General features: G+C 57.0%; 13 protein-coding genes and 3 tRNA genes. 8 read left to right on the top strand and 8 right to left on the bottom strand.

Annotated elements, in window-relative coordinates; all coding sequences use genetic code 11:
* Window positions 1-29: 29 nt before the first annotated feature.
* The 4 genes from frdD to frdA are packed head-to-tail and all read right to left on the bottom strand — an operon-like array spanning window position 30 to window position 3,323.
* Window positions 30-389, bottom strand: a complete 360-nt coding sequence (gene frdD, locus ACHH0Z_RS19020; RefSeq protein WP_008502934.1) for a fumarate reductase subunit FrdD — start codon at window positions 387-389, stop codon at window positions 30-32.
* 10 nt (window positions 390-399) lie between these two features.
* The gene (frdC, locus tag ACHH0Z_RS19025) at window positions 400-795 is read right to left on the bottom strand and encodes a fumarate reductase subunit FrdC (protein ID WP_045409554.1); all 396 of its coding nucleotides are present in this window, start codon (window positions 793-795) and stop codon (window positions 400-402) included.
* A 10-nt stretch (window positions 796-805) separates the two neighbouring features.
* Window positions 806-1,540, bottom strand: coding sequence for a succinate dehydrogenase/fumarate reductase iron-sulfur subunit (locus ACHH0Z_RS19030; protein WP_021240721.1), 735 nt, complete (start codon window positions 1,538-1,540; stop codon window positions 806-808).
* Window positions 1,533-3,323, bottom strand: a complete 1,791-nt coding sequence (gene frdA, locus ACHH0Z_RS19035) for a fumarate reductase (quinol) flavoprotein subunit (RefSeq protein WP_008502932.1) — start codon at window positions 3,321-3,323, stop codon at window positions 1,533-1,535. The genes ACHH0Z_RS19030 and frdA overlap by 8 nt, the downstream gene beginning before the upstream one ends.
* Window positions 3,324-3,633: 310 nt before the next feature.
* On the opposite strand from frdA, the gene epmA reads away from it, so the two are divergent.
* On the top strand, window positions 3,634-4,611 hold the full coding sequence (epmA, locus tag ACHH0Z_RS19040) for an elongation factor P--(R)-beta-lysine ligase (protein WP_008502931.1): 978 nt from the start codon (window positions 3,634-3,636) through the stop codon (window positions 4,609-4,611).
* Between the two features lie 178 nt (window positions 4,612-4,789).
* Window positions 4,790-6,289, top strand: coding sequence for a glutamate/gamma-aminobutyrate family transporter YjeM (gene yjeM, locus ACHH0Z_RS19045; protein ID WP_021240720.1), 1,500 nt, complete (start codon window positions 4,790-4,792; stop codon window positions 6,287-6,289).
* 37 nt (window positions 6,290-6,326) lie between these two features.
* On the opposite strand, the gene mscM is transcribed toward yjeM, so the two are convergent.
* The 3 genes from mscM to rsgA form a co-directional block, all read right to left on the bottom strand.
* A complete protein-coding gene (gene mscM / locus ACHH0Z_RS19050; RefSeq protein ID WP_045409551.1) occupies window positions 6,327-9,650 on the bottom strand; it encodes a miniconductance mechanosensitive channel MscM in 3,324 nt (1,107 codons plus the stop codon).
* Window positions 9,651-9,669: 19 nt separating this feature from the next.
* Window positions 9,670-10,638: an archaetidylserine decarboxylase gene (asd, locus tag ACHH0Z_RS19055; protein WP_025911888.1), complete on the bottom strand. Its 969-nt coding sequence runs from the start codon at window positions 10,636-10,638 to the stop codon at window positions 9,670-9,672.
* 97 nt (window positions 10,639-10,735) lie between these two features.
* Window positions 10,736-11,788, bottom strand: a complete 1,053-nt coding sequence (gene rsgA / locus ACHH0Z_RS19060) for a small ribosomal subunit biogenesis GTPase RsgA (protein ID WP_008502927.1) — start codon at window positions 11,786-11,788, stop codon at window positions 10,736-10,738.
* A 107-nt stretch (window positions 11,789-11,895) separates the two neighbouring features.
* Between rsgA and orn the strand changes: the two genes are divergently transcribed.
* From orn to ACHH0Z_RS19080, 4 genes are all read left to right on the top strand, one after another.
* On the top strand, window positions 11,896-12,441 hold the full coding sequence (gene orn, locus ACHH0Z_RS19065) for an oligoribonuclease (protein WP_008502926.1): 546 nt from the start codon (window positions 11,896-11,898) through the stop codon (window positions 12,439-12,441).
* A 196-nt stretch (window positions 12,442-12,637) separates the two neighbouring features.
* Window positions 12,638-12,713 (top strand) — tRNA-Gly (locus tag ACHH0Z_RS19070).
* Window positions 12,714-12,749: 36 nt separating this feature from the next.
* Window positions 12,750-12,825 (top strand) — tRNA-Gly (locus ACHH0Z_RS19075).
* 36 nt (window positions 12,826-12,861) lie between these two features.
* Window positions 12,862-12,937 (top strand) — tRNA-Gly (locus ACHH0Z_RS19080).
* Window positions 12,938-13,207: 270 nt separating this feature from the next.
* On the opposite strand, the gene queG is transcribed toward ACHH0Z_RS19080, so the two are convergent.
* Window positions 13,208-14,347 carry a tRNA epoxyqueuosine(34) reductase QueG gene (gene queG, locus ACHH0Z_RS19085; protein ID WP_023345299.1) on the bottom strand — a complete coding sequence of 380 codons (1,140 nt, stop codon included), beginning with the start codon at window positions 14,345-14,347 and terminating at the stop codon, window positions 13,208-13,210.
* Here queG and nnr point away from each other — a divergent pair.
* Complete coding sequence (gene nnr, locus ACHH0Z_RS19090; protein WP_045408114.1) at window positions 14,346-15,869, top strand: bifunctional ADP-dependent NAD(P)H-hydrate dehydratase/NAD(P)H-hydrate epimerase; 1,524 nt, start codon at window positions 14,346-14,348, stop codon at window positions 15,867-15,869. The genes queG and nnr overlap by 2 nt on opposite strands.
* Window positions 15,862-16,323 carry a tRNA (adenosine(37)-N6)-threonylcarbamoyltransferase complex ATPase subunit type 1 TsaE gene (tsaE, locus tag ACHH0Z_RS19095; protein ID WP_013095283.1) on the top strand — a complete coding sequence of 154 codons (462 nt, stop codon included), beginning with the start codon at window positions 15,862-15,864 and terminating at the stop codon, window positions 16,321-16,323. The genes nnr and tsaE overlap by 8 nt, the downstream gene beginning before the upstream one ends.
* Window positions 16,324-16,339 lie beyond the last annotated feature (16 nt).

The following is a 16,339-nucleotide window of genomic DNA, read 5'->3' on the forward strand; positions in this document are numbered from 1 at the left end:
AAGGCCCGCCGGATGGCGGGCCAGAGGCGTCAGATAGTGATCACGGCAATCAGCGTGACCACGGTCAGGATGGTCGCCAGACCGTAGAATACCCATTTCCCGCTCGGTACATGGATTTTCAGGTCATGCATCGCATGGTGAATACGGTGCAGGCCACACCACAGCGGCAGGACGATCATCAGGAAGATGAACACGCGACCAATAAAGCTGCTCGCGAATGCCAGTACGCGTTCGTAGCTCAGCGCATCGCCCGGGAACAGCCCCAGCGGCAGCATAATGCCCACCAGCAAAATGATGACGGGGGCAATGATGGCACTCCACATGCCGCCTGCGCCAAAGAGGCCCCAGAAGACCGGCTCGTCAGAACGTTTTGGATTTGGATTGATCACAGTAGTCTCCTTACCAGAACAGTGCGACAAACAGAATGACCACAGTGACCAGAATCGTCACCGCCCAGAGCCCCTTAATCACCGGTTCTGGCCCCATTTTCTCGCCTTTTACGATGATGTTCGCCGCTTTTGGCGCCAGTTCGAACCAGGTTTTGGTATGCAGCAGCGCGGCCGCAAGCACGATCAGGTTCAGAATGACAATGATCGGGTTTTGCAGGAAACCGACAAAGCTGGCCCAGGTTTCCGGGCCATGCTTGAGGGCAAAAACGCCGTACATCAGCTCAAGGCTGAACCAGACCGCCGGTACCGCTGTGCCTTCACGCAGCATGTAGAAGCGATGAAACGGCAGGTTTTTCCACCAGGTGGACGGCACAGGCCGCACATAGGCTTTGCGTTTAGTCGTCATCATGCACTCCTTAGCGTGGTTTCAGGGTAGCGATAAGAAAGTCTTTCGAGCTTTCCACTTTACCCTGCTGAATGGCGGCGGCCGGGTCGACGTGCTTCGGACAGACTTCGGAGCAATAACCCACAAAGGTACAGGTCCAGACGCCGTTCTGGCTGTTAAGCTGCGCCATACGTTCTTTTTTACCGTGGTCGCGGCTGTCTTCGTTATAGCGGTGCGCCAGCGTAATGGCGGCCGGGCCGATGAACTCGGGGTTCAGGCCAAACTGCGGACAGGCGGCGTAGCAAAGACCGCAGTTGATGCAGCCGGAGAACTGATGGTATTTCGCCATCTGAGCTGGAGTCTGGTTGTTTGGCCCCTGATCCGGCGTGCGCGGGTTGCCAATAATGTAAGGCTTAATGGCTTCCAGGCTTTCGATAAAGTGGGTCATATCGACCACCAGATCGCGCTCGATAGGGAAGTTGCCCAGGGCTTCGACCTTGATGCCTTTGGTGTAGTCACGCAGGAAGGTCTTACAGGCCAGCTTCGGCACCTTGTTGACCATCATGCCACAGGAGCCGCAGATCGCCATGCGGCAGGACCAGCGGTAGCTCAGGTCTGGCGCCAGGTTGTCTTTGATATACCCGAGCGCGTCCAGCAGGGAGGTTTGCTCGTCGTAAGGAACTTCATAGAAAGCGCTGTGCGGTGCGGCATCCACTTCCGGGTTGTAGCGCACCACTTCAACTTTCAGTTTTTGCATCTCAGCCATTCGCCTTCTCCTTCTTCTCGGCGGCTTCTGCTTCAGCACCGTACACGCGTTTAGCCGGCGGCAGCGTGGTGATTTTCACGTCGCTGTAGTCCAGACGTGTGGTGCCATCCGCATCGCGCCAGGCGAGAGTGTGTTTCAGGAAGTTGACGTCGTCACGTTCGGTACAGCCTTCATCAAGACGCTGATGCGCCCCACGCGACTCTTTACGCGCCAGCGCAGAGTGCGCCATACATTCCGCCACGTTCAGGCCGTGGCCCAGCTCGATGGTGTAGAGCAGGTCGGTGTTGAAGACGCTGGAGGTGTCGGTGATGCGCACGCGCTTGAAGCGCTCCTGCAGTTCCGCCAGCTTATCGACGGTTTTTTGCATCAGCTCAGGGGTACGGTAGATACCGCAACCTTCTTCCATCGACAGGCCCATCTCGTCGCGGATCTTAGACCAGTTCTCGTTACCTTCCTGGTTCACCAGATCTTTCAGGCGTTTTTCAACGTCTGCGACCTGCGCATCCAGCGCGGCACCGTTAGCTTCGCCAGCGGTTGCCGCTCGTTCCATCGCGCGCTCGCCCGCCATGCGGCCAAAGACCACCAGCTCGGCCAGCGAGTTTGAGCCGAGACGGTTGGCGCCGTGCAGGCCCACGGAGGAACATTCACCGACGGCGAACAGACCCTTAATACGGGTTTCACACTGCTGGTCGGTTTCGATCCCGCCCATGGTGTAGTGCGCCGTTGGGCGGACTGGAATCGGCTCTTTCACCGGATCGACGCCGACGTAGGCTTTCGCCAGCTCGCAGATGAACGGCAGACGTTCCAGCAGCTTTTTCTCGCCCAGGTGACGCAGGTCGAGGTGAACCACGTCGCCACGCGGTGTGGAGATGGTGTTGCCTTTGCGCCACTCGTGCCAGAAGGCCTGAGAGACTTTGTCGCGCGGGCCGAGCTCCATGTACTTGTTCTTCGGCTCGCCGAGCGGGGTTTCCGGGCCCATGCCGTAATCCTGCAGGTAGCGGTAGCCGTTTTTGTTGACCAGGATACCGCCTTCACCGCGGCAGCCTTCCGTCATCAGAATGCCGGAGCCCGGCAGACCGGTTGGGTGATACTGCACGAACTCCATATCGCGCAGCGGCACGCCGTGGCTGAGCGCCATACCCATACCGTCGCCGGTGACGATGCCGCCGTTGGTGTTATAACGATAAACACGGCCCGCACCGCCCGTCGCCATCACCACCGCATTGGCGCGGATCTGGACGAGCGTGCCTTCCATCATGTTCATCGCCACCAGGCCGCGCGCGTGTCCATCATCCACCAGAATGTCGAGGACGAAATGCTCATCAAAGCGCTGGATTTGTGGGAACTGAAGGGAGGTCTGGAACAGGGTGTGCAGCATGTGGAAGCCGGTCTTATCGGCGGCGAACCAGGTACGTTCGATCTTCATGCCGCCGAAGCGACGAACGTTGACGCTGCCGTCCGGACGGCGGCTCCACGGACATCCCCACTGTTCAAGCTGGGTCATCTCCGTTGGACAATGGTGCACAAAGTAGTCAACGACATCCTGTTCGCAAAGCCAGTCGCCCCCTGCAACCGTGTCGTGGAAATGGTATTCAAAGCTGTCATGATCCTGCGCAACGGCGGCGGATCCTCCTTCTGCGGCCACCGTGTGGCTGCGCATTGGATAGACTTTTGAAATCAATGCGATTTTAGCGTTGGGATTAGCTTGCGCTGCAGCAATCGCAGCACGTAATCCAGCCCCGCCAGCGCCTATTACGGCAAGATCGGCCTGAAAAGTTTGCACGACATTCCTCCAGATTTTTGTTATTTCGCAACGCGACAAACTAAAGGTAGTTCACCCGTCCAAAAGGACGATTGCGAAAGCGTTTCCACTGCTCCTTTATGGGTAAAACAGTATAACCGTGTAGATGTCAGGGAAATTTGACGTGTTCGATTTTTTTGCTGTTCTGTCCGGCGATTTATCATTGAGATTGATGAATTGCATCACGCAATTGTTCACCTAAATGAAATGCGCTTTTTTACTGCGCAAAATTTGTCTCTGTCCCTGCTAACGAGTAGACTTCGTGCCCTTGTCTGAAATCGGAGAACAACTCATGAGCGAAACGGCCACCTGGGAGCCGAGCGCATCCATCCCTAATCTGTTAAAACGCGCTGCAATTATGACGGAGATCCGCCGTTTCTTTGCCGACCGCGGCGTCCTGGAGGTGGAAACCCCGTGCATGAGTCAGGCAACGGTAACGGATATTCATCTGGTCCCGTTTGAAACCCGTTTTGTTGGCCCCGGCCACTCTCAGGGCATGAATTTGTATCTGATGACCAGCCCGGAATACCACATGAAACGCCTGCTGGCGGCGGGATGTGGTCCGGTCTATCAGCTGTGCCGTAGCTTCCGCAACGAAGAGATGGGTCGTCACCACAACCCGGAATTCACCATGCTGGAGTGGTACCGCCCGCATTATGATATGTACCGCCTGATGAATGAGGTGGACGATCTGCTTCAGCAGGTTCTGGATTGCTCAGAAGCGGAAACGCTCTCTTATCAGCAGGCCTTCCAGCGCCATCTGGAAATCGATCCGCTGTCGGCGGACAAAACCCTGCTGCGCGAAGTGGCGGCAAAACTGGATCTGAGCAACGTGGCAGATACCGAAGAGGACCGCGACACGCTGCTGCAGCTGCTGTTCACCTTCGGCGTGGAACCGCAGATTGGCAAAGACCGTCCGACGTTTGTCTATCACTTCCCGGCAAGCCAGGCGTCACTGGCGCAGATCAGCACCGAAGACCACCGTGTGGCAGAGCGTTTTGAGGTCTATTACAAAGGCATTGAGCTGGCGAACGGCTTCCACGAATTGACCGACGCGCGCGAGCAGGCGCAACGTTTCGAGCAGGATAACCGCAAGCGCGCCGCGCGCGGCCTGCCGCAGCAGCCTATTGATGTTAATCTGCTTGAAGCATTAAAAGCAGGTCTGCCGGATTGCTCCGGCGTGGCGCTGGGTGTTGACCGTCTGGTCATGCTGGCCCTGGGCGCAGAGCAGCTTGGCGATGTGATTGCCTTTACGGTCGATCGCGCTTAAAGAATTGCCGGGTGGCGCTGTCGCTTACCCGGCCTACTCGGTCATTTGGCCCTGCCACATTAAAAACTGTCATATTATCAATATACGGGTCTTTTTCTTAATTTGCCCCTTATAGCCACAATATTAGTCTGGTCATCTGCTACCATCCGCGCAGTTTAATTCCTTTTCGGATGGTTCTATGTCCCAGTCACTCAAAAAGATGACCCTTACCGGGCTCATCCTGATGATATTTACCTCAGTCTTTGGCTTTGCCAACAGCCCATCAGCGTTCTATCTGATGGGTTACAGCGCGACGCCGTTTTATATCGTTTCGGCTCTGTTCTTCTTTATCCCGTTTGCGCTGATGATGGCGGAGATGGGCTCGGCTTACCGGAAAGAAGAGGGCGGGATCTACTCCTGGATGAACAACAGCGTCGGCCCGCGTTATGCCTTTATCGGCACGTTTATGTGGTTCTCCTCTTATGTCGTCTGGATGGTCAGCACGGCGGCCAAAGTCTGGGTGCCATTCTCCACGTTTCTTTTCGGTGCCGATAAAACGCAGGTCTGGTCTCTGGCGGGGCTGAGCTCCACGCAGGTCGTCGGGATTCTGGCGGTATGCTGGATGGTGGTGGTCACGCTGGTGGCGTCAAAAGGCATCAACAAAATTGCCCGTATCACTGCCGTTGGCGGTATTTCCGTGATGTGCCTGAACCTGGTGCTGCTGTTGGTGAGTATTGCCATTCTGTGTCTGAACGGTGGTCATTTTGCGCAGGAGGTGAACTTCGTTTCCTCGCCTAATCCAGGTTACCAGTCCGGGCTGGCCATGCTTTCCTTCGTGGTGTTTGCCATCTTCGCCTACGGCGGTATTGAAGCGGTGGGCGGGCTGGTCGACAAGACCGAGAACCCGGAAAAGAACTTTGCCAAAGGGATTATTTTTGCCGCTATCGTGATTTCCATCGGCTATTCACTGGCGATTTTCCTCTGGGGCGTCAGCACCAACTGGCAGCAGGTATTGAGTAACAACACCACCAACCTCGGGAACATTACCTACGTGCTGATGAAAAGCCTGGGGATGACGCTGGGTAACGCCATGCACCTGACGCCGGAAGCATCGGCCACCATGGGGATCTGGTTTGCGCGCATTACCGGCCTGTCGATGTTCCTTGCCTATACCGGCGCATTCTTCACGCTGATCTACTCGCCGCTGAAAGCGATCATCCAGGGTACGCCAAAAGCGCTGTGGCCGGGACGCATGACCCAGCTCAATACCGCAGGCATGCCTGCCAACGCCATGTGGATGCAGTGTCTGCTGGTGTGCGTGTTTATTCTGCTGGTGTCATTTGGCGGTGATACCGCATCGGCGTTCTATAACAAGCTGACCCTGATGGCGAACGTGTCGATGACGCTGCCGTACCTGTTTCTGACCCTGGCATTCCCGTTCTTTAAGGCAAAGCAGGATCTTGAGCGTCCGTTTGTGATCTTCAAAACCCGCGCGGCAACGCTGTTGGCCACCACGGTGGTGCTGCTGGTGGTGGCGTTTGCCAATATTTTCACCATCATTCAGCCGGTGATTGAGGCGAACGACTGGAACAGCGCGCTGTGGATGGTGGGCGGTCCGATCTTCTTCTCGCTGCTGGCGATGGGGATTTATGAGAATTACCGTCGACGCGCGACGGCGTACATCGCAGAAGTGGCGTAGCGGGAATATTCCCCTCCCGAAAGGGAGGGGAGACGCGTTATAAGCTGCCCGCCGGGCGCGTACGCGCCGCTGACGTCAGCGTTCTTCCCGTTTTACGCCCGTCCAGAGTTTCCAGACGCATCTGGAACGGTGGGAACGGCATATCAATACCGTGCTCGCGGAAGCCCGCCAGAATCAGCTGGTGGATCTCATGGCGCAGCGGCATACGGTGGCCCATTTCGGCGGCGTAGATACGCAGCTCGAAAATCTGAATCCCCTGCTGTAAATCCACAAGGAAGACTTCCGGCGCCGGGTTGTCGATGACCAGCGAGCAGCGCTCCGCGGCAGTGTAGAGGATCTGGGTGACCTCTTCGCTGTTCGCGTCCGACGGTGCCGGGACCGTCAGCACCACACGGGTAACGGAGTCTGACAGCGACCAGTTGATGAACTGCTCGGTAATAAACGCCTTGTTTGGCACGATGATCTCTTTCCGATCCCAGTCGCTGATCGTCGTCGCACGGGTGTTGATCTTCGTGATGCTGCCGGTCAGATCGCGGATCGTGACGGTATCGCCAATACGGATCGGTTTCTCGAACAGAATGATCAGGCCCGAGATGAAGTTGGCGAAGATCTCCTGTAAACCAAAACCTAATCCAACGCCGAGCGCTGCGACGAGCCACTGGAGCTTCGACCACTCAATGCCGATCATCGAGAAGCCAACCAGACCGCCAAACAGCATGATCAGATACTTGGTAATGGTCGTGATTGCATAGCCCGTACCCGGCGTTAAATCCAGATGCTGCAGCAGCGCCAGCTCCAGCAGCGCCGGGAAGTTGCGCACCAGCTGGGTGGTGATGATCAGCACCAGAATGGCAATCAGCACCGCCCCTAAGGTGATCGGCTCCAGGCTTTCAACGCCCTGCACCGTAGAGGTCACGTCCCACAGCGAGATGTTCTCCAGGAAGCCAAATGCCGAGTGGATCTCCGACCACAGGAAGATGACCGAAAGGAGGGCAATCAGCATCAGGATGGAGCGAACCAGACGCAGGGACTGGGTACTGATGGCATCCAGATCCAGCTCGACCTCATCCGCCTCCGTCGTACCTTCCGTACTGTTAACGTGGTTTGGCTCTTCCTCACCCCGCGCGCGCTGGGCGAGGATCTCCGCCCGGCGATGTTTGGCACGGTCAAACGCCAGACGGCGGCGCTGGATCAGCATCCAGCGGCGGATAACGTGATACACCACCAGCAGCAGGAACCAGATGGCCACCGAGGTTTCGAGACGTGCCAACAGCGCCTGCGACGTCGCCAGGTAACCCACCGCGGCTGCCAGCATCGCAATCAACGGTGCGCTGAGCAGCAGGTTCCAGAGCAGCCGGTTGAACATATTGTCGCCGCTGCCGGTTTTGTCCAGATAGAGCGGAATACCCGCGCGTTTCAGGCTGAGCGTGACGATGGCCAGCGCTCCGCATATCAGCATAAAGCAGAGGCGGCCCAGCGAGCCTGAAAACTCCCGGTCGTTGAGATTATCGAACATGATCAGCGCCATAATCAGCGGCACAATCAGCCCGATGCTCATCAGATAGTAACGCATGGCGCGCGCCACGCGATGACGCGGCCAGCCAAAGTGGGCGATAAACAGGCCATTGGGTCGCGCAAAGGTGGCGCAAATCATCACCACCCACAGCAGCGGCACCGTGGCGGTGACGCCATCGCCAATCGCTACCGCGAGCGGATAGGGCCAGGCTTCCCGCAGGCCATAGCCCAGCGTCATCCACAGCACCGGCAGCGGGGAGGCGACGAGAATCGACCAGAATACGGTGCGCAACGTCAGCCAGAAGTGATCCTGGGTAACCTTCCCCACTCGGGAGCTGGAACGCTCGAGGAAGCGGGTGAAATGTCTGCGCGAGTAAATGCTGAAGCCCACCAGAATTAACGCCCCCAGCAGCGGGAAAATGGTCTCTTTGCTGGTGAGCATCATCACGCTGGCCTGTCCCAGCTGGCTGAAGGTATCCAGCGAAATCAGACGGCGCAGATCCTGGACAATCTCAATTGGCCACGAGAAGGTCATCGGACGCACGTCGGACGTCCAGAAGAGATAACGGTGCGTCGCCTCGTTCACCTCTTTCAACGCATCTTCCAGCTGGCTGTTGGACACTTTTAGCTTGGTCAGCTCAAGAATCAGCGTATCCCCGCCCTGGAGCAGAGAGTTCAGCAGTTCACGCTGGGTACGCAGCTGGGCTTCCAGAATGCGGCTTTGCTCGCTGGTCAGAGGCTGTCCGTCAGCCTGACGGATCTGGCGGATTTGCGGCTGCTTATTGAGAAGATCTTCAAAATGCAGTCGCTGAACGCGCAACTGGGCCATTTCGGTATCCAGCTGCTGCGGCTTTGGCATCTCCGGCAGGCGCGCGACCTGGGCGCGTAGCGCTTCGCCCAGCAGGTTTGACGATCCGAGCCACTGGGACTGTTCGCGCAGGGTGTTGAGCGCCTGGCGAACCTGAAGGGTTTGATTAGTGGCCTGACGCTGCTGCGAGGCCACCAGATCCATACGCTGCGCCTGTTGATTCAGCGCGGCCGAAAGCTCACGGTTGACCTTAAACTGCTCGACGATGCCAGCAGGCAGGTTATCGCTATTTTCTGCCAGCAGCTCGGTACTTTCCAGCGCGCGCTCCGCTTCACGCTGGCGCTGGCTATTGAGCTGGTTGCGCAAGGCCTGAAGATAGGCGTCCAGCTGCTCGCTCTGCTTTTGAGCGAGTTCTGAGCGCATCCGCGACAGCTCCTGGCGGTTATTGGCGGAAAGCTGCGCCAGCTCGAGCTCATCGACAAGGGCCTTCAGGCGAGCTGATTCTGCCTGCAGGCCCAGATTTTGGGCCTGCGCCTGTGGCGTGTTGCCGTTTTGTGTCCCCACGCGGCGCTCAACTTCATTAAGCTGGCGGCGGGCGTCGGTTTGCTGCTGCGGAAGCTGGCTGAGGGAGTCGGCAATTTCGCGCGCTCGCTCCTGCTCCTGCTGAGCAAGGCGGCTCTTTTCCAGAAGCTGGCTGCTGACCTGCAGGATCTCCTGGTTCAACGCGTCGGAGGTCATCCCTGCCGGCACATCGCGCGGTTCGTCGCGCAAGTTATTGAGCTGCGCGCGCAGCGTCTGCGAGAGTTTGGGGAAGTTGTCGATAACCTGCTGATACTGCTGAGCGCGCTCAAGCGAGCCTTTCCGCTCCTCAAGCGCGTTCAGTGCGGACTGGAGCGACTCGACTGTCTCTGGCTGAGCGGGTTTGGCCGCTTTTGCCTGCTCCAGTTCCTGGGTTATCTGTTTGGCGTCGGGGGCTGTCGCTGCGTACGCCCCCATGCTGAGGCACCAGGCCATCAGTAGAACGATAATCGGGCGCACGTCAGCGATCCTTCTGTTGTTAGCCTTCGTCTTTTTTGTCGTCAACCAGCGGGCTGGCGTCGTGCTCGGCGTGAATCTCTTCTTGTGACAGCGGAGCAGGCTCTGCATCCGGCGTCACGAAGGTTTCGGTAGAGACCGCCAGCGGCTGGCCCAGCTTTGTCACCGACAGGCTTTCAAGCTGTTCAGCCAGCTTCACTTTGCCCGGCGCAAACAGGTTGATCACGGTGGAGCCCAGCTTAAAGCGGCCCATCTCCTGACCTTTGAGCAGGGCCACGGAACCTTCCGCTTCACCGGCAGGCCAGGTCCAGCGTTTGATCACGCCTTCGCGCGGCGGGGTGATGGTGCCTGCCCAGACGGTTTCGATGCTGCCAACGATGGTCGCACCGACCAGAATCTGGGCCATAGGGCCAAATTCAGTATCGAACAGGCAGATGACGCGCTCGTTACGGGCAAACAGGTTTGGCACGTTCTGCGCGGTCAGGTGGTTCACGGAGAACAGATCGCCCGGGACGTAAATCATTTCACGCAGGATGCCGTTACACGGCATGTGCACGCGGTGGTAGTCGCGCGGTGACAGATAGGTGGTGGCAAAGGTACCGTTGCGGAACAGATCCGCCATCAGGTAGTTACCCGCCAGCAGCGCTTCCAGGCTGTAGTTATGGCCCTTCGCCTGCAGAATTTTGTCGTCTTCGATGTTACCCAACTGGCTGATCACGCCGTCTGCCGGCATCACCAGGACGTTAGGGTCGGTGTTCACCGGGCGCACGTCGTCACGCAGCGGGCGCACGAAGAATTCGTTGAAGGTGCGGTAGCTGGCGGTATCCGGCTTCTGCGCCTCTTTCATGTCGACCTTGTAATATTTTACGAAAAGGTCGATGACCAGTTTGGTCAGCCAGCCTGCGCGTTTGCTCGCGCCCCAGCCCGCCAGGCGAGTGAGCCACAGTTTTGGCAGAATGTATTGAAGCGAAAGTTTAAATGCGTTTAACAAGGTAGCCTCCAGGCCATTGTTTTGTCGTTCCTGATCCGGCGTTAAGCCGCCGGAACCTGAAAAAAGGGGACGATTTTAGCGATGCTTAGCTTAGTTGTCAGTTATCAGAATCAGAAAAGTTTTTACGCGTTTTTACCTGATCCATGCTCTCAAGAATGCGGTGATAATTCTCGAAGCGGGTCTCCGCGATTTCGCCTTTCTCAACCGCTTCACGGATAGCGCAGCCTGGATCGTTATCGTGTTTACAGTCGCGGTACTTGCAAGCGCCTAAATAATCATGGAATTCGACAAATCCGTTAAAGATTTGTTCCGGCTCAAGGTGCCATAAACCGAACTCTCGCACGCCCGGGGAGTCGATCACGTCGCCGCCATGTGGGAAGTGATACAGGCGTGACGCGGTGGTGGTGTGCTGGCCCAGGCCCGAGACGTCAGACACATCGTTGGTGAGGATCTCTTGCTGAAGGCCAAGCAGGTTGTTCAGCAGGCTCGATTTACCTACGCCGGACTGGCCCGCAAAGATGCTGATGCGGTCGGTCAGTGCCTCTTCAAGCGGTTTCAGGCCATCTTTGGTGTAGCTGGAGACCATCAGGACGCGGTAGCCAATTTTGCGATAGATATCCATCTGCTCATTGACGAAGGCCATTCCGTCGTCGTCCAGCAGATCGATTTTGTTCAGCACGATGATCGGTTCAACCTGCAGCGTTTCGCAGGCGACGAGGTATCGGTCGATAATATTGAGCGACAGTTCGGGCAAAATCGCCGATACGATAACGATTTGGTTAATGTTGGCGGCAATCGGTTTGACCCCGTCGTAGAAATCGGGACGGGTTAACACGGACGTGCGCTCATGGACCGCTTCAACAATACCTTTTACCGTTACGCCTTCCGCCGCCTCTTTACCCGGTCGCCAGACGACGCGGTCGCCGGTCACCAGAGAACGAATGGTCCGGCGGATGTTGCAGCGGTGAATGGCACCATCGGCGGATTCCACGTCAGCGTGCATACCGAAACGGCTGATGACTACGCCTTCCGTTGGGTCGCCAAACAGGTTGTCGTCGTAATCGACCTTCTCCGCAGTGGTTTTAAGACGGCGCTGGTGATTGGCATTCACGCGGCGCTGCTGCCCTTTGGAGAGTTTATTTTTACTCAATCGCACTGGCTCCTGGTCGCCCGTAGGGGGCAAAACCTCTATGATACACTCTAATTAATACTAGTTAACCTGCTACTGCCGGTTATGCGAGAAGGGTGGAAAATAACATGAGCGCGGATGAAAACAACCTGATTTGGATCGATCTCGAAATGACCGGGCTGGATCCCGAGCGCGATCGCATTATTGAAATTGCGACCCTGGTGACGGACGCCAACCTGAATATCCTGGCGGAAGGGCCTACGATTGCGGTGCATCAGTCTGATGACCAGCTGGCGTTGATGGACGAGTGGAACGTGCGTACCCACACCGGCAGTGGCCTGGTGGAGCGCGTGAAGGCGAGCACCATGGGTGACCGTGAGGCGGAGCTGGCGACGCTTGAGTTCCTGAAACAGTGGGTTCCGGCGGGCAAATCACCTATTTGTGGGAATAGCATCGGCCAGGATCGTCGTTTCCTGTTTAAGTACATGCCGGAGCTGGAGTCTTACTTCCACTACCGCTATCTGGATGTCAGCACGCTGAAAGAGCTGGCGCGTCGCTGGAAGCCTGAAATCCTCGACGGCTTTAAAAAGCAGGGGACGCACCAGGCGATGGACGATATCCGAGAGTCCGTGGCGGAGCTTTCTTACTACCGCGAAAACTTTATTAAGCTGTGATTTTGAGATCCGGCGCCTTGCGTGGCCGGGTTTTTGTCGTTAAATTGTGCAGCTTGCCGATTAAATAAGCATTTGAACTGGATTTCGAAAAAATCGCTTTAAGGGGGGTTGCAGCTAAAAGGATTTCTCGTATAATGCGCCTCCCGTAACGACAGAGAATTACACGTTACGACAGCAACAAAAGCAGTGCAGATTTGCGGGAATAGCTCAGTTGGTAGAGCACGACCTTGCCAAGGTCGGGGTCGCGAGTTCGAGTCTCGTTTCCCGCTCCAAAATTTGAAAGTGCTTTCACAGCACAGACTGCCCAAGCGGGAATAGCTCAGTTGGTAGAGCACGACCTTGCCAAGGTCGGGGTCGCGAGTTCGAGTCTCGTTTCCCGCTCCAAAATTTGAAAGTGCTTCCACAGCACGCACCACCCAAGCGGGAATAGCTCAGTTGGTAGAGCACGACCTTGCCAAGGTCGGGGTCGCGAGTTCGAGTCTCGTTTCCCGCTCCAAATTCTTCTTCATCTCTAAAATATCCACAGCGAAAAGAATCGCTGGGGACGTTTTCTGTTTTCTCTGAAATACTCTTGTGAACAGAGTTATCCACAGAAACTGCGCTTAACCGAAACAGGGCTAAAACTTAGCAGGGTGAATAATATCTTCATAAGATACTGTATTTACTTCATAAAATTTGATTTCAAAATGTTATTGAGATCACTTGAACTCTTCTCCAGCCCTGATGGCGCTTGAGTTTGTAATTTTATTCACAGGCTGTGAATAGTTCAGGCATCCCGCGGAAGCCCTTTTTCAATCACCCTCACCAGACGCTGTTTCTTCGGTAGCTGCACCTCGACCACACAGGCATTACGTTTCTCAACTTGCTGCGCAATCGCCCATTCTATGTGTTCATCAAGAAGTGGGTGCTCACCTCTACGGCTTTCAAGCGCCCGAATATTCGCTTCATCCCACGGGGCATTCCCCAGCGCGACGGCCACATTTCGCAGCCAGCGCAGATGGCCGATACGGCGAATGGCCGAACCCTCCGTCACTTTCAGGAACCAGGCTTCGGTCCAGGCGAACAGTTCAGCGAGCGGCGGGGCATGGAGCGCCTTGCGCGGGCTGAAATCCTCTTCGTCGGTGAGCTGTGAATAGCGGTTCCACGGGCAGATGAGCTGGCAATCGTCGCAGCCGTAGATGCGGTTGCCGATAAGCGGTCGGAACTCCTCCGGAATGGCGCCTTCCAGTTCGATCGTGAGGTAGGAGATACAGCGGCGCGCATCAACGGTGTAAGGCTCAACGATGGCGCCGGTGGGGCAGATGGTCATACAGGCCACGCAGCGGCCACAGCCTTCCTCTACCGGGCCGTCTACCGGCAGCGGTAAATCAATCAGCAGTTCACCGAGGAAGAAGAACGATCCGGCGTCGCGGCTAAGAATAAGTGAGTGCTTACCTGTCCAGCCAAGCCCGGCTTTTTCGGCGATCGGACGCTCAAGAATAGGCGCGGAATCGACAAAGGGTCTAAAATTCAGCGAAACACAGTGCTGCTGAATAGTTTCCCCGAGTTTTTTTAAACGGTTACGCAGAAGCTTATGGTAATCACGACCGAGGGCGTACCGGCTAACGTAACCCAGCGAGGGGTCTTTGAGCGTGCGCGCAAAGGCCGCGTTGGCGGGCAGGTAGTTCATGCGCACGCTGATGACGCGTAATGTGCCCGGCAAAAGCTCGTGTGGACGGGCGCGCATCATGCCATGACGTGCCATCCACTCCATTTCGCCGTGGTATTGTTTGTCCAGCCAGGCCTGCAGTTTGGGCTCGCTGGCGGAGAGGTCGGTATCGGTAATGCCTACCTTCTGGAAGCCAAGCTCAGCACCCCACTGTTTGATTTTTTGCGCTAATTCATTGAGATCGAGGGGCTGTGACATGACGGACCATACGGTGAAGAAAAACCCCGCAAGTATACCACATTCCATCTGGCATGCGGATGACCTCCGGCGCGCCGAAAAAGAGGCTGCAGACAGCCTCGGGATTACCCTGTATGAACTGATGCTCCGCGCGGGTGAGGCAGCGTTTGACGTTGCCCGTAGCGCCTGGCCGCAGGCCGCCCACTGGCTGATTCTGTGCGGGCACGGCAACAATGGCGGTGACGGCTACGTCGTCGCCCGTCTCGCGGTCGCTGCGGGTATCCGCGTGACCTTGCTGGCTCTCGAAAGTGATAAACCGCTGCCGGAAGAGGCCAGCGCGGCGCGGGAGGCATGGCTGAACGCCGGCGGTGTGATTCATGCGCCTGATATCGTCTGGCCAGAGGATGTTGATCTGATTGTTGACGGGCTGCTGGGCACCGGGCTGCGCAGCGCGCCGCGCGAAAACGTTGCCGCGCTTATTGAACGCGCTAACAGACATTCCGCGCCGGTAGTCGCCCTGGATATTCCCTCTGGCCTGATTGCACAAACCGGTGCGACGCCGGGGGCGGTGATTCAGGCGGCACATACGGTGACCTTTATTGCCCTCAAGCCGGGGCTACTGACCGGCAAAGCGCGGGATGTCGTTGGCGTGTTGCACCACAGTGCGCTGGGGCTGGAGAGCTGGCTGGCCGGGCAGGAAACGCACCTCATGCGTTATGATGCGTCGCAGCTTGCAGCGTGGCTCCCGCCGCGACGACCAGCGTCACATAAGGGCGATCACGGCAGGCTGGTGATTGTGGGCGGTGACCACGGTACGGCGGGTGCGATTCGCATGACCGGTGAAGCGGCTCTGCGCAGCGGCGCCGGATTAGTGCGAGTGCTCACTCGCATTGAGAATATTGCGCCGATCGTCACGGCCCGACCGGAGCTGATGGTCCATGAGCTTACGCTCCAGACGCTGGAGGAAAGCCTCGAATGGGCGGATGTGGTGGTGATCGGTCCCGGGCTTGGGCAGCAGGCGTGGGGTAAACAGGCCCTGCAAAAGGTCGAGAATTTTCGCAAACCGATGCTGTGGGATGCCGACGCGCTTAACCTTCTGGCAATAAACCCGGATAAGCGTCACAATCGCATTCTGACGCCACACCCCGGCGAAGCCGCGCGGCTGCTTAACTGCAGCGTGGCAGAAATTGAAAGCGATCGCTTACTTTCTGCTCAGCGTCTGGTAAAACGTTACGGAGGTGTTGCCGTTTTAAAAGGGGCGGGAACCGTTGTCGCCTGTGACGAGACGCAGGGCATTATTGATGCCGGAAATGCGGGCATGGCGAGCGGCGGCATGGGCGATGTGCTTTCCGGTATTATTGGCGCATTGCTTGGACAGAAACTTCCCCTTTATGATGCAGCCTGTGCGGGCTGCGTGGCCCACGGCGTTGCGGCAGATAAACTGGCTGCGCGTTACGGTACGCGCGGTATGCTGGCCACCGATCTCTTTTGCACGCTGCGGCGTGTAGTTAACCCGGATGTGATTGACGTAGAAAATGACTAATCGAGCGATTCCTTTACCTGATGAACAAGCCACTTTAGAACTCGGCAAGCGCGTGGCGCAGGCCTGTCAGGGGGCAACCGTCATTTATCTGTATGGTGATTTAGGGGCGGGTAAAACCACCTTCAGCCGGGGTTTTTTGCAGGCGTTAGGGCATAACGGGAATGTGAAAAGCCCAACCTACACGCTGGTAGAACCGTACACCCTTGAAAATCTCATGGTGTACCACTTCGATTTATACCGCCTTGCGGATCCTGAGGAGCTGGAATTTATGGGGATCCGTGATTATTTTGCCAACGACGCCATTTGCCTGGTGGAGTGGCCGCAACAAGGTGCGGGTGTGCTGCCTGACCCGGATGTCGAAATTCACTTAGATTACCAGGCTCAAGGGCGTGAGGCACGCATCAGTGCTGTTTCCTCATCAGGCAGTTCCTTACTGGCGCGTCTGGCCGGTTAAGCGTAGGGATGACGGG

Source organism: Enterobacter cloacae complex sp. 2024EL-00227, assembly GCF_043945315.1.
Classification (GTDB): Bacteria; Pseudomonadota; Gammaproteobacteria; order Enterobacterales; family Enterobacteriaceae; genus Enterobacter; species Enterobacter roggenkampii.

Excerpts from the sequence above, each read along its gene's own strand:
- frdC (WP_045409554.1), bottom strand. The coding sequence starts at position 795 with ATGACGACTAAACGCAAAGCCTATGTGCGGCCTGTGCCGTCCACCTGG.
- ACHH0Z_RS19030 (WP_021240721.1), bottom strand. The coding sequence starts at position 1,540 with ATGGCTGAGATGCAAAAACTGAAAGTTGAAGTGGTGCGCTACAACCCG.
- epmA (WP_008502931.1), top strand. The coding sequence starts at position 3,634 with ATGAGCGAAACGGCCACCTGGGAGCCGAGCGCATCCATCCCTAATCTG.
- yjeM (WP_021240720.1), top strand. The coding sequence starts at position 4,790 with ATGTCCCAGTCACTCAAAAAGATGACCCTTACCGGGCTCATCCTGATG.
- orn (WP_008502926.1), top strand. The coding sequence starts at position 11,896 with ATGAGCGCGGATGAAAACAACCTGATTTGGATCGATCTCGAAATGACC.
- nnr (WP_045408114.1), top strand. The coding sequence starts at position 14,346 with ATGACGGACCATACGGTGAAGAAAAACCCCGCAAGTATACCACATTCC.
- queG (WP_023345299.1), bottom strand. The coding sequence starts at position 14,347 with ATGTCACAGCCCCTCGATCTCAATGAATTAGCGCAAAAAATCAAACAG.
- tsaE (WP_013095283.1), top strand. The coding sequence starts at position 15,862 with ATGACTAATCGAGCGATTCCTTTACCTGATGAACAAGCCACTTTAGAA.